The sequence below is a fragment of the Stutzerimonas sp. C6.4V genome, from assembly GCF_058536345.1.
Genome location: NZ_JBZUBM010000001.1, coordinates 1,821,798 through 1,835,394, shown reverse-complemented (window position 1 = coordinate 1,835,394; position 13,597 = coordinate 1,821,798). Strand labels below are relative to the sequence as shown.

The 13,597-nt window shown below is 59.6% G+C and carries 11 protein-coding genes; all 11 read left to right on the top strand.

The window, feature by feature from the left end; all coding sequences use genetic code 11:
- Window positions 1–10 precede the first annotated feature (10 nt).
- The 11 genes from AC4LFW_RS08575 (at window position 11) to AC4LFW_RS08525 (ending at window position 13,527) form a co-directional block, all read left to right on the top strand.
- Window positions 11–715, top strand: coding sequence for a succinate dehydrogenase iron-sulfur subunit (locus AC4LFW_RS08575; protein ID WP_491818660.1), 705 nt, complete (start codon window positions 11–13; stop codon window positions 713–715).
- Window positions 716–1,002: 287 nt separating this feature from the next.
- On the top strand, window positions 1,003–3,834 hold the full coding sequence (locus AC4LFW_RS08570) for a 2-oxoglutarate dehydrogenase E1 component (RefSeq protein WP_491818659.1): 2,832 nt from the start codon (window positions 1,003–1,005) through the stop codon (window positions 3,832–3,834).
- 69 nt (window positions 3,835–3,903) lie between these two features.
- Window positions 3,904–5,130 carry a 2-oxoglutarate dehydrogenase complex dihydrolipoyllysine-residue succinyltransferase gene (gene odhB / locus AC4LFW_RS08565; RefSeq protein ID WP_491818658.1) on the top strand — a complete coding sequence of 409 codons (1,227 nt, stop codon included), beginning with the start codon at window positions 3,904–3,906 and terminating at the stop codon, window positions 5,128–5,130.
- Window positions 5,131–5,223: 93 nt separating this feature from the next.
- Complete coding sequence (lpdA, locus tag AC4LFW_RS08560; RefSeq protein ID WP_491818657.1) at window positions 5,224–6,660, top strand: dihydrolipoyl dehydrogenase; 1,437 nt, start codon at window positions 5,224–5,226, stop codon at window positions 6,658–6,660.
- 177 nt (window positions 6,661–6,837) lie between these two features.
- Entirely contained in the window at window positions 6,838–8,004 is a 1,167-nt protein-coding gene (gene sucC / locus AC4LFW_RS08555) for an ADP-forming succinate--CoA ligase subunit beta (protein ID WP_491818656.1), read from the top strand.
- Complete coding sequence (sucD, locus tag AC4LFW_RS08550) at window positions 8,004–8,891, top strand: succinate--CoA ligase subunit alpha (RefSeq protein ID WP_491818655.1); 888 nt, start codon at window positions 8,004–8,006, stop codon at window positions 8,889–8,891. The genes sucC and sucD overlap by 1 nt, the downstream gene beginning before the upstream one ends.
- 250 nt (window positions 8,892–9,141) lie before the next feature.
- Window positions 9,142–10,452: a branched-chain amino acid transport system II carrier protein gene (gene brnQ, locus AC4LFW_RS08545; RefSeq protein WP_491818654.1), complete on the top strand. Its 1,311-nt coding sequence runs from the start codon at window positions 9,142–9,144 to the stop codon at window positions 10,450–10,452.
- 91 nt (window positions 10,453–10,543) lie between these two features.
- Entirely contained in the window at window positions 10,544–11,269 is a 726-nt protein-coding gene (locus AC4LFW_RS08540) for a DUF599 domain-containing protein (RefSeq protein WP_491818653.1), read from the top strand.
- Between the two features lie 58 nt (window positions 11,270–11,327).
- Window positions 11,328–11,807: a PaaI family thioesterase gene (locus AC4LFW_RS08535; RefSeq protein ID WP_491818652.1), complete on the top strand. Its 480-nt coding sequence runs from the start codon at window positions 11,328–11,330 to the stop codon at window positions 11,805–11,807.
- A gap of 10 nt (window positions 11,808–11,817) precedes the next feature.
- Window positions 11,818–12,240 carry a PaaI family thioesterase gene (locus AC4LFW_RS08530; RefSeq protein WP_491820178.1) on the top strand — a complete coding sequence of 141 codons (423 nt, stop codon included), beginning with the start codon at window positions 11,818–11,820 and terminating at the stop codon, window positions 12,238–12,240.
- A 42-nt stretch (window positions 12,241–12,282) separates the two neighbouring features.
- Window positions 12,283–13,527 carry an MFS transporter gene (locus AC4LFW_RS08525; protein WP_491818651.1) on the top strand — a complete coding sequence of 415 codons (1,245 nt, stop codon included), beginning with the start codon at window positions 12,283–12,285 and terminating at the stop codon, window positions 13,525–13,527.
- The last annotated feature ends 70 nt before the right edge of the window (window positions 13,528–13,597 follow it).

Sequence of the window (13,597 nt, the reverse complement as noted above, 5' to 3'; positions counted from 1 at the left end):
GGTCGCCGATATGTTGCAAGTGAGCGTTTATCGCTACAACCCGGACAAAGACGAAAAGCCCTACATGCAGGACTTCCAGGTCAATACCGATGGTAAGGACCTGATGGTGCTGGATGTGCTGGCACTCATCAAGGAACAGGATGAAGGCTTCTCTTACCGTCGCTCCTGCCGTGAAGGTGTATGCGGCTCCGACGGCATGAACCTGAACGGCAAGAACGGTCTGGCCTGTATCACGCCACTCTCTTCTGTCGTCAAGGGAAACAAGCTGGTTGTCCGCCCGTTGCCTGGTTTGCCTGTTATTCGTGACCTGGCCGTCGATATGGGCATCTTCTACAAGCAGTATGAGAAGGTTCGTCCATATCTGATGAACGATACGCCGGCTCCGGCCATCGAACGTCTGCAGAGCCCGGAAGATCGCGAAAAGCTGGATGGTCTGTACGAGTGCATTCTGTGCGCTTGCTGCTCCACCAGCTGCCCGTCCTTCTGGTGGAACCCGGACAAGTTCCTGGGCCCGGCTGCGCTGCTGCAGGCCTACCGTTTCCTGGCCGATAGCCGCGATACCGAGACTGAGAGCCGTCTGACTGCGATGGACGATCCGTTCAGTGTGTTTCGCTGCCGCGGCATCATGAACTGCGTGAGCGTCTGCCCTAAAGGATTGAATCCCACCAAGGCAATCGGTCACGTCAGGAACATGCTGCTGCAGAGCGCAACCTGATAGGCTGCACGCCAACCGCTTTTGCCTGGTGGTTGGCACGCATTGTTTCACTGCAACACCTACGGCGCCGAAGTTCGCACTCGGCGCCTTAGTTTTAGTAGAAATTCCGGCCCAAAAAGTCGGGATTTCACTTTGTAAATATGAAGACCAGCAGGAGCATCCGGGGTGGTCCTCGGAAACTATCTGCGCGGTCCGTAGTGGCTTTACCTGAGTCGCTGCTACAGAGCTTGGGAAGTCATGCTGCGGTCTCCACGCTGGTGGTGTCTCCTTATCGAAGGTGACCAGACATGCAAGAAAGCGTAATGCAGCGCATGTGGGACAGCGCCCACCTATCCGGTGGTAATGCTGCCTATGTGGAAGAGCTTTATGAGCTCTACCTGCACGATCCCAACGCTGTGCCCGAAGAGTGGCGCACCTACTTCCAGAAGCTACCCGTCAGCGGTGGCACTGCGACCGATGTATCGCATTCGACGATTCGCGATCACTTCGTCCTGCTGGCCAAGAACCAGCGGCGCGCTCAGCCTGTATCGGCAGGCAGCGTCAGCAGTGAGCACGAAAAGAAGCAGGTTGAAGTCCTGCGTCTTATCCAGGCTTACCGGATGCGTGGCCACCAGGCTGCACAACTCGATCCGCTTGGCTTGCAGCAGCGTGTAGCCCCGGCTGATCTGTCGATCAACAACTATGCGTTGACCGATGCCGATCTCGATACGGTGTTCCGTACCGGCGACCTTGCCATGGGCAAGGATCAGGCGACCTTGCGGGAGATTCACCAGGCTCTGCAAGAGACCTACTGTCGCACCATCGGTGCTGAGTTCACCCACATCGTCGACTCCGAACAGCGCAACTGGTTTATCCAGCGCCTGGAGAGCGTCCGTGGGCGCCCGTCGTTTTCACCGGAAATCAAGAGTCATCTGCTCGAGCGCCTCACCGCCGCAGAGGGCCTCGAAAAGTATCTCGGCACCAAATATCCGGGTACCAAGCGCTTTGGTCTGGAAGGCGGTGAAACGCTCATCCCGCTGCTGGACGAGATCATTCAGCGCTCCGGTTCCTACGGTACCAAGGAAATCGTGATCGGCATGGCCCACCGTGGCCGTCTCAACGTGCTGGTCAACACCTTCGGCAAGAACCCGCGCGACCTCTTCGACGAGTTCGAAGGCAAGAAGGTCGAAGGCCTGAGTTCGGGGGACGTCAAATATCACCAGGGCTTTTCCTCGAACGTGATGACCCCGGGCGGCGAAATCCATCTGGCCATGGCATTCAACCCTTCGCACCTGGAAATCGTTTCCCCGGTGGTTGAAGGGTCTGTACGTGCCCGTCAGGATCGCCGCTGCGATGCCGTCGGCAGCAAGGTTCTGCCGGTCACCATCCATGGTGATGCCGCTGTCGCGGGGCAGGGCGTGGTCATGGAAACCTTCCAGATGTCTCAGACCCGGGCCTATCGCACGGGCGGCACCATCAGGATCGTGATCAACAACCAGGTCGGTTTCACCACCAACAAGCAGGAAGATGCGCGCTCCACCGAGTACGCTACCGACGTCGCCAAGATGATCCAGGCGCCGATCTTCCATGTGAATGCCGATGATCCCGAAGCTGTGCTGTTCGTCACCCAGCTGGCCGTTGATTACCGGATGCAGTTCAAGCGCGACATCGTCATCGATCTGATCTGCTACCGTCGCCGTGGTCACAACGAAGCGGACGAGCCGAGCGGTACTCAGCCGCTGATGTACCAGAAGATCGCCAAGCAGCGCACCACCCGCGAGCTGTATGCCGATTCGCTGACCCAGTCCAACGTGCTGGACAACGATCAGGTCCAGGCCAAGGTCGATGAGTACCGCGCTGCGCTGGACAACGGCCTGCATGTGGTCAAGAGCTTGGTCAAGGAGCCGAACAAGGAATTGTTCGTTGATTGGCGTCCGTACCTGGGCCATGCCTGGACGGCTCGCTACGACACCCGCTTCGAGCTGAAAGCGCTGCAGGAACTGTCAACCAAGATGCTGGCGGTTCCCGAAGGGTTCGTCGTGCAGCGCCAGGTTTCGAAGATTCTCGAAGACCGCCAGAAGATGGGTGCAGGCGCACTGGCCATCAACTGGGGTTACGCAGAGACGCTGGCGTACGCAACGCTGCTGTTCGAAGGTCATCCGGTCCGTATCAGCGGTCAGGACGTAGGCCGTGGCACCTTCTCGCACCGTCATGCAGCGCTGCACAACCAGAAAGATGGCAGCACCTACATTCCGCTGCAGCACCTGTACGAAGGACAGCCGCGCTTCGATCTGTACGATTCCTTCCTTTCGGAAGAGGCCGTGCTTGCGTTCGAGTATGGCTACGCCACGACCATGCCCAATGCACTGGTGGTCTGGGAAGCCCAGTTCGGCGACTTCGCCAACGGTGCTCAGGTCGTGATCGACCAGTTCATCACCAGTGGCGAGCACAAGTGGGGCCGTCTGTGCGGTCTGACCATGCTGTTGCCGCACGGCTACGAAGGGCAGGGGCCGGAGCACTCGTCGGCCCGCCTGGAGCGCTATCTGCAACTGTGTGCCGAGCACAACATCCAGGTATGCGTTCCGACGACCCCAGCGCAGGTCTACCACATGCTGCGCCGCCAGGCGATTCGGCCGCTGCGCAAGCCGCTGGTTGCATTGACGCCCAAGTCGCTGCTGCGCCACAAGCTGGCAACCTCGACGCTCGAAGAGCTGACTCAGGGGTCATTCCTGACGGTGATCCCGGAGATCGATCAGATCGAGCCGAGCAAGGTCGAACGCCTGATCATGTGCAGTGGCAAGGTCTACTACGATCTGCTTGAAAAGCGTCGCAACGAAGGTCGCGAAGACATTGCCATCGTTCGCCTGGAGCAGCTGTATCCGTTCCCGGAAGACGACCTGGCCGAAGTGCTGGCACCGTATCAGAACCTCAGGAGCATCGTCTGGTGTCAGGAAGAGCCGATGAACCAGGGCGCCTGGTATTGCAGTCAGCACCATATGCGTCGCGTCGCCGTCGCGCACAAGAAGGAGCTGTTCCTGCAATACGCGGGTCGTGAGGCTTCAGCCGCGCCCGCTGTCGGTTATGCCTCCATGCACGCCGAACAGCAGGAGAAACTGCTGCAGGACGCTTTCACTGTTTAATCATTCTTTGCAAGAGACCGCGAATACCGCGGCCTCGATGTAAAACCAAGATCAATAGGACCCCAGCTAATGGCTATCGAGATCAAAGCCCCCCAATTTCCGGAATCGGTTGCTGATGGCACCGTTGCCACCTGGCACAAGCAGCCAGGCGAAGCGGTAAAGCGTGACGAGCTCATCGTCGACATCGAGACCGACAAGGTCGTCATGGAAGTGCTGGCCGAAGCGGATGGTGTACTGACCGAAATCGTCAAGAACGAGGGCGACACCGTGCTCAGCGGCGAGCTGCTCGGCAAGCTGGAAGCAGGCGCCACTGCATCTGCTCCGGCTGCTGCCCCTGCCGAATCCGCCGCGCCTGCCTCTGCTCCTGCGTCGTCACCGGCTTCCAGCGGTGAAGATGCCATCCTTGCGCCAGCGGCACGCAAGCTGGCCGAAGAGAACGGCATCGACCCGAACAGCGTCAAGGGCACTGGCAAGGATGGTCGCGTAACCAAGGAAGATCTGGTCGCTGCCATCGAAGCGAAGAAGTCGGCTCCGGCTGCTGCCAAGCCTGCTGCAAGCGCTGCGGCTGCACCTGTTGTCACTGCCGGTGGTGATCGCACCGAGAAGCGTGTGCCGATGACTCGCCTGCGGGCCAAGGTCGCCGAGCGTCTGGTCGAAGCCCAGTCCAACATGGCTATGCTGACCACCTTCAACGAAGTCGACATGACCGAAGTCATGGCGCTGCGTTCGAAGTACAAGGACCTGTTCGAGAAGACCCATAACGGCGTTCGCCTGGGCTTCATGTCCTTCTTCGTCAAGGCCTCGGTCGAGGCGCTGAAGCGCTTCCCGGCTGTCAATGCCTCGATCGACGGCACCGACATCGTTTATCACGGCTACCAGGACATCGGTGTTGCTGTGTCCAGCGACCGTGGTCTTGTCGTTCCGGTGTTGCGCAATGCCGAGCTGATGAGCCTGGCAGAAGTCGAGAGCGGCATCGCCACCTTTGGCAAGAAGGCCCGCGACGGCAAGCTGTCCATCGACGAGATGACTGGCGGCACCTTTACCATCACCAATGGCGGTACCTTCGGTTCGATGATGTCCACTCCTATCGTCAACCCGCCGCAAGCCGCCATCCTGGGCATGCACAACATTCTCCAGCGTCCAATGGCTGTTAATGGACAGGTCGTGATCCGGCCGATGATGTACCTGGCGCTGTCCTACGATCACCGCCTGATCGACGGCAAGGAAGCGGTAAGCTTCCTGGTGACCATCAAGAACTTGCTTGAAGATCCGGCCCGTCTGTTGCTGGACATCTAACAAGCCTCACGGGCTGCAGTCGGCACGCCAGGCAATTGCCAGGCCTGCTGCCTGTGGCCTTTGATTTTTTAGCTGCACTCAAGAGGATTCGCAATGAGCCAGAAATTCGACGTTGTCGTCATCGGTGCCGGCCCCGGCGGTTATGTAGCAGCCATTCGCGCAGCCCAACTGGGTCTCAAGACCGCCTGTATCGAAAAATATCAGGGCAAAGAGGGCAAGACTGCCCTCGGCGGCACCTGCCTCAACGTTGGTTGCATTCCATCCAAGGCACTGCTCGACAGCTCCTACAAATTCCATGAAGCCCATGAGAGCTTCAAGGTTCACGGCATCAGCACGGGCGAAGTGGCCATGGACGTTCCGACCATGGTGGCCCGCAAAGACCAGATCGTCAAAAACCTCACCGGCGGTGTTGCTGGACTGATGAAGGCAAACGGCGTAACTGTGTTCGAAGGTCATGGCAAGCTGCTTAGCGGCAAGCAGGTCGAAGTAACCGGTCTCGACGGCAACACCCAGGTGCTGGGAGCCGAGAGCGTGATCCTGGCGTCCGGTTCCAAGCCGGTCGACATCCCGCCTGCGCCGGTCGACCAGAAGATCATCGTCGACTCCACCGGTGCGCTCGATTTCCAGAGCGTTCCCGCCAAGCTCGGCGTGATCGGTGCTGGCGTTATCGGGCTGGAGCTGGGTTCGGTCTGGGCTCGTCTGGGCGCAGAAGTCACCGTACTGGAAGCCATGGACAAGTTCCTGCCGGCCGCCGACGAACAAATTTCCAAGGAAGCCTTCAAGGTGCTGAGCAAGCAGGGCCTGAAGATTCTGCTGGGCGCCCGTGTGACCGGTTCGGAAGTAAAGGGCGATCAGGTCACCGTCAACTTCACCAACGCCGAAGGCGAGCAGCAGCAGACTTTCGACAAGCTGATCGTGGCCGTTGGTCGCCGTCCCGTTACTACTGACCTGCTGGCCGCCGACGCTGGTGTCGACATGGACGAACGTGGCTTCATCTTTGTCGACGATTACTGCGCTACCAGCGTTCCGGGCGTATATGCCATCGGTGACGTGGTAAGGGGTGCGATGCTCGCCCACAAGGCTTCCGAAGAGGGCGTCATGGTTGCTGAGCGCATTGCCGGTCACAAGTCGCAAATGAACTACGACCTGGTTCCGTCGGTCATCTATACCCACCCGGAAATCGCTTGGGTTGGCAAGACCGAGCAGGCTCTGAAGAGCGAAGGCGTCGAAATCAATGTCGGCACCTTCCCGTTCGCTGCCAGTGGTCGCGCCATGGCGGCCAACGACACCGCGGGCCTGGTCAAGGTCATCGCCGATGCCAAGACCGACCGCGTACTGGGCGTGCATGTCATGGGCCCGGCAGCTGCCGAGCTGGTTCAGCAGGGCGCCATTGGCATGGAGTTCGGAACCAGCGCCGAAGACCTGGGCATGATGGTCTTCTCTCACCCGACCATGTCCGAAGCGTTGCATGAAGCTGCCTTGGCGGTGAATGGTCACGCCATCCACATCGCCAACCGCAAGAAGCGCTAACAGCGCTGCAGGAAACGACGGCTTGCTCCCGCTCTTCCGGGGCTCGGTGCAAGCTGTCGAATACCTTCGAGCAAGGTATGACAGGTCTCTGAAAGGTATCTGCGATAGTTTTCAGCGACTTGAGGTGACGCCCCACGCGGTGGCGTCTGATGCACATCAAACCGAACGGTAGCTAAGATGAATCTTCACGAATATCAGGGTAAGCAACTGTTTGCCGAGTACGGATTGCCCGTTTCCAAGGGCTACGCAGTTGACAGCCCGAAGGAAGCGGCAGAAGCCTGCGACCAGATTGGCGGTACCGAGTGGGTAGTCAAGGCTCAGGTACATGCTGGCGGCCGCGGCAAGGCGGGCGGTGTGAAGCTGGTCCGCAGCAAGGATGAAGCCCGTGCATTCGCGGAGCAGTGGCTGGACAAGCGTCTGGTGACCTATCAGACCGACGCCAATGGTCAGCCGGTCAGCCGGATCCTTGTCGAAGCCTGCACCGACATCGACAAGGAGCTCTATCTGGGCGCCGTGGTCGACCGCGCTACTCGCCGAGTGGTATTCATGGCCTCCACCGAAGGTGGCGTGGACATCGAGAAGGTCGCTCACGACACCCCGGAAAAAATCCTCAAGGCGACCATCGATCCGCTGGTGGGCGCTCAGCCGTTCCAAGGCCGTGAGCTGGCGTTCCAGCTTGGTCTCAAAGGCGATCAGGTCAAGCAGTTCGTTCATATCTTCGTAGGCCTGGCCAAGCTGTTCGTCGACTATGATCTGGCCCTGCTCGAAGTCAATCCGCTGGTCATCAAGAAGGATGGCAACCTGCACTGCCTGGATGCCAAGCTGAACATTGACAGCAATGCCATCTACCGTCAGCCCAAGCTGCGCGGCATGCAGGACCCCTCTCAGGACGACCCGCGCGAAGCGCACGCCGCAAAGTGGGAGCTGAACTATGTTGCGCTGGAAGGCAACATCGGCTGCATGGTCAACGGTGCCGGTCTGGCCATGGGCACCATGGACATCGTCAATCTGCACGGCGGCAAGCCGGCCAACTTCCTCGATGTTGGCGGTGGCGCGACGGAAGAGCGGGTAACCGAGGCGTTCAAGATCATCCTGTCGGATGAGAACGTTGCGGCCGTTCTGGTCAACATCTTCGGCGGCATCGTTCGCTGCGACATGATCGCCGAAGGCATCATCGGTGCGGTCAAGGAAGTAGGTGTAAAAGTCCCGGTGGTTGTCCGCCTGGAAGGCAACAACGCCGAACTCGGCGCCAAGATGCTGGGTGAAAGTGGTCTGAACATCATCGGGGCGACCAGCCTGACCGATGCGGCCATTCAAGTCGTCAAAGCCGCGGAGGGCAAGTAATGAGCGTCCTGATCAATAAAGACACCAAGGTCATCTGCCAGGGCTTTACCGGCTCGCAGGGTACGTTTCACTCCGAGCAGGCCATTGAATACGGCACCAAGATGGTCGGTGGCGTCACGCCGGGCAAGGGTGGCACCACTCACCTTGGCCTGCCGGTGTTCAATACCGTCAAGGAAGCGGTCGAGGCGACGGGTGCTGATGCATCAGTGATCTACGTACCGGCACCTTTCTGCAAGGATTCGATCCTCGAGGCGGTATTCGGTGGGATCAAGCTGATCGTCTGCATTACCGAGGGCATTCCGACTCTCGACATGCTGGAAGTGAAGGTCAAGTGCGACGAAATGGGCGTTCGCCTGATCGGCCCGAACTGCCCGGGCGTCATCACACCCGGCGAATGCAAGATTGGCATTCAGCCTGGACACATCCATATGCCGGGCAAGGTTGGCATCGTGTCCCGCTCGGGTACCCTGACCTACGAAGCGGTCAAGCAGACTACCGACGCCGGTTTTGGTCAGTCCACTTGTGTAGGGATCGGTGGCGACCCGATTCCGGGCTCGACTTTCATCGACATCCTCAAGCTGTTCCAGGAAGACCCGCAGACCGAGGCGATCGTCATGATCGGTGAGATTGGCGGTTCTGCCGAGGAAGAAGCGGCTGCCTACATCAAGGCCAGCGTCACCAAGCCGGTTGTATCCTACATCGCCGGTGTGACCGCTCCTGCCGGCAAGCGCATGGGCCATGCCGGTGCGATCATTTCCGGCGGCAAGGGCACAGCGGACGAGAAGTTCGCGGCTCTGCAGGACGCCGGCGTCAAGACCGTCCGCTCGCTGGCCGACATCGGCAAGGCACTGGCTGAAGTGACGGGCTGGGAAGTCAAGCAGGCCTGACGCCTGCCTGCGGTACAAAGATGCCAGTCAGTTCGCCTGACTGGCATTTTTCGTTTCTGTAGGGCACCCGTTGCGGCGCCATGCCAACCACGGCATCGAGCTCGCCGCTAACCGTTGGCTGACGCCATGTCTCGCCCATGCGGGCGATTTCGATTAAGGTGCGTGCTTTTTCCCGGCGGTTCGAGACGACTCGTATCCGCAATTCGATCGCTTGGCAGGCAGCTGCCAAGCCTGCAGTGGTGTTTGATCAATGATTCGACTAAAAGGCCCTGATCTGTTGGCCCTTGGCTTCATGACCTTTGCGCTCTTTCTTGGCGCGGGCAATATCATTTTCCCACCCAGTGCCGGGCTGGCTGCTGGGCAGGCGATCTGGCTTGCTGCGATCGGCTTTTTGCTAACGGGAGTCGGCTTGCCCTTGCTGACCGTGGTCGCGCTGGCCCGGGTTGGCGGCGGCATGGATAGGTTGACCGCGCCCTTGGGGCGTGCCGCTGGCACCTTGCTGGCGGTGGCCGTCTACCTTGCGATCGGGCCATTATTCGCGACACCCCGGACAGCTGTCGTTTCGTTCGAAATGGGGGTTGCGCCTTTTACCGGCAATTCCGCCATTCCGCTGCTGGTCTACACGGTGCTGTTTTTCAGCGCGACGCTGTTTCTGGTGCTCAATCCAGGTCAGCTGGTGAACCGGGTCGGAAAGTTCATTACTCCGGTTTTGCTGGCAGCGTTGCTGGTGTTGGGTGGCGCTGCACTCTTTGCGCCCGCTGGGGAAATAGGCAACACGGCTGAGAGCTACCGCAGTGCTCCGCTGCTCAAAGGGTTTCTCGAAGGCTATCTGACCATGGATACGCTGGGCGCCCTGGTGTTCGGGATCGTGATTGCGACAGCCATACGTGACCGCGGCGTATCGGAGCCTGCGCTGGTGACCCGCTATTCAGTGATAGCCGGGGCGATTGCTGCAGCTGGCCTGTCGTTGGTCTATCTGGCGCTCTTTTACCTTGGCGCAACCAGCCAGGGCATTGCAGGTGAGGCTCAGAACGGCGTGCAAATCCTGACTACCTACGTTCAGCACACCTTTGGCACAACAGGCAGCTTGCTGCTTGCGATTGTCATCACCCTGGCCTGTCTGACCACGGCTGTGGGGCTGACAACTGCCTGCGGCGAGTTCTTCAGCAGCTTGCTTCCGGTCGGTTATCGCTCGGTGGTGGCGGTGTTCACCCTGTTCAGCCTGCTGGTCTCGAATCAGGGGCTGACGCAGCTCATCAGCGTATCGGTACCCGTCCTGGTGGGGCTCTATCCGCTGGCAATCATGCTGGTGGCGTTGAGTCTGCTGGACCGCCTGTGGGTGTCTCCCAGCCGGGTGTTTGTGCCGGTGATGGCTGTGACCCTGATATTCGGCATCGCCGACGGGTTGTCGGCGGCTGGTTTCACCGGTCTGGTACCCGGATTCTTCACCCGGTTACCACTGGCGGAGCAAAGCATGGGATGGCTGGTACCGGTGCTGATAACGCTAGTGCTTGCTTCATCACTGGATCGGCTGCTTGGTACGCGTCGACTCGCTAGCTGAAGCCGAGGCGTCCGGGCAGCAGGATGCGGTTCGGACGCCTATCGAAGGGTTTCGCTGGCTATAATCAAGCGAAGCGTTCCAAGGGGTCCTCATGTTCATTCCCAGTCATCTGCTTCCACACCTGATCGCCGTCGCCTGGTTCGTACTGTGTTGGGCTGGATATACCCGCTATGCCAGCTGGCGGGGCAGGGATACCGCTTGCCTGGCCAGCGTTCTGCATCTGTATCGACAAGATTGGATGCGCCGAATGCTGCTTCGAGACAATCGTATTGCTGACGCCAACGTCATTGGCAATCTGGAGCGAAACGCGGCGTTCTTCGCCTCCAGTACCCTGATCATCCTCGCCGGTATTCTTACTGCGCTGGGTGCTTCCGAGCGTGCGGTTTCGCTCCTGGCGGACCTGCCTTTCGCTCAGCCGGTCAGCCGAGGGCTGTCGGAAATCAAGCTGTTGGCGTTGGCGGTAGTCTTTGTCTATGCGTTTTTCACGTTCAGCTGGTGCATGCGGCAGTACAACTTCGCGGCAGTGCTGGTGGCCTCGGCGCCGATGGCAGGCGAACGCAACGTCAACGATCTTGAGCGCAAATCCTTCGCCGAGCGTGCGGCAAGGGTGATTTCGATGGCTGCCAACCAGTTCAACTTTGGTCTGCGGGCGTACTATTTCGGCATGGCGACTCTGTCCTGGTTCATCCACCCCTGGTTCTTCATGCTCGTGACGACCGGCGTGGTGCTGGTGCTATATCGTCGGGAGTTCCACTCAGATGTGCTCCAGGTCATGGTGTTTACCCCGACCCTGCCGGTCGAGCCGCCCAAGGAATGAGCGACAGCGCAATAACGCCAGCCAGCGTGGCTCTGCCCCCTCGCTTGAGAGAATCCCGATGAGCGATAACCTGATACTCGAGCGCACCCAGCGCTTTCTTTCCCTGTTACGCCACTGCCAGGTGCTCGGCATGACTGTCGAACATGCTGCTTCGACAGGGTTGACGCTGCGCCTTCCCTACAGCGAGATGATCGTGAGCAACCCCGACAGCGGATTCGTGCACGGTGGAGCGATCACGACGCTGATGGACACGACCTGCGGCATTTCCACGGCCTGCGCCCTGCCTGAACTGGAGATCTGCCCGACGCTGGACCTGCGCATCGACTACATGCACCCGGCGGAGCCAAACCATGACGTGTTCGGTTTCGCCGAGTGTTATCGCGTCACACCTACAGTGATCTTTACGCGTGGAGTCGCGTACCAGCGAGACATCAACCAGCCAATTGCCCACGTCGTAGGTGCCTTCATGCGCATGGGAAAGAATGCCCCTGTACCGGTCACTCCCGATGAACAGGAGGTTCCGGTTGAGCAAGCTTGATCTCGACGCGATGGTGCGCGACGCACACGCCAGCAACGACTACGACGCACTCCTGAAGATGGTGCCCTACGCCCGGCTCATCGGCATTGAGTGCCTGCGCCTGGGTGACGATATGGTGTTTCGCCTGCCGAAAAACCAGGACAACATCGGCAACCCGACGCTCCCTGCTCTGCATGGAGGCGTAATTGCGGGGTTCATGGAACACGCCGCCATGCTTCATCTGTTGATGTTCATGGGCTCGCCACATTTGCCCAAAATCATCGACTTCTCGATAGATTATCTTCGGGCGGGCCACTATCGTGACACCTTTGCTGCCTGCCAGGTCTGGCGCCAGGGGCGCCGTGTCGCCAACGTGGCGGTCACGGCATGGCAGACAAATCAGGCCGAGCCCATCGCTACTGCACGTTGTCATTTCAAGGTCGATGAGCCCTGATGCGCCTTTCTGCTGTAAACGCTGATGTCACAAGGGTGTTGAATGGATGCATTGCTGATATTGGGTGGCTTGCTGCTGATAGTGGCAGGTCTGGTCTGGTTGGTTGTCATGGCGTTTGGCACCAGCCTGTTCTGGGGCGTCGGCAGCCTGCTTTTCCCTGTGACGCTCGCTTACGTGGCCAGGCACTGGAAGACGTCGCGCAAGGCGGTCGGGCTTTCATCGCTGGGTTTCATTCCGCTGGTAGTAGGGCTTTCGTTGCTGGCCAGCCACGACCCTGAGCGTATTGGCGCAATCCTCAGCATGGAGTGGCTGGAGCCCGAAGAAGGATCGGAGAGCGGCCAGCTGTCATTCAACCTGCACGGCGAGCTTGATGGCCGGTCTTTCAGCCCTCGCAGTGGCACTCTTGTCGATGGGGTTCTCACCCTCAGCGAAGGTGATGCATTGTTCGCCAGCCGGGAGTTGAAAGTGACGCTGGGCATCGACCCGCAAGGTCCGGTGCGAATAGACGTGCTACCCCAGGACATCGATCCCGTACCGAACATCGAAATCAGCTGGATGGAACCAGACCAGTCTCTTCCAGAAGCCCGGCGAGTCGAGCGCGGCTACACCTTGCATCTGGATTTGCTGCCGGTGCCGCCAAACAAGCTTGCCGGGGACTTTCACCTGGTTCTGCCCGCTCACTTGCGCACCAGTATCAGCGGTTCGGTGGAAGTATTTACCGATGAGTTGCGCTATGAGGCGGGTCAGGTGGACCGTAATCATGATTCCCTAGATACGCTTGCCCATGTCGCCAAGGACTATCTGCAGCGCCGCTTCGGTACAGCCGCGGTTGAGGTTCTTTCAGTCTCACCGGTGGCATTCCCGGCGACCGAGCTGAACATCTCGGCAGAGGCCCGAATCAAGGAACGCGCCGATCGGTTCCAGCTCGCTTTACGCAAGGGCGACCAGGGCTGGACGGTCAAGGATGACAACTATCCGCCCCTTGGCACCCAAGCCGAACCGGCCGAGCCGGATGCGGGACCGAATCAGCCTCAGTTGGTGGCCGCTCGCGCTCAGGTCGATCGCCGCACGCGGTTCTCTCTTGAGCGGTTGCTGACCAACCCTGCGCGCTATGAGCAGCTGCAGATGAGGGCATATACCGAGCGCGGTGGTGCGGCAGAAGGCCGGTTCATCGGTATCGATCGCGACGGCAATCTCGCGATCCGCCGGATGGTCAAGGGTCCTGGGCAGGTGACCTATAACCTCGCGCCAGCCGACATCGTCCTGCTTGAGCTGCTCGAGCCCTGACGCGCAACGGCAGCTCTTACACCTGGTCAGCGCCCTTGAAATCGACCTTGTAGCCCCCATCTGCTTGTCA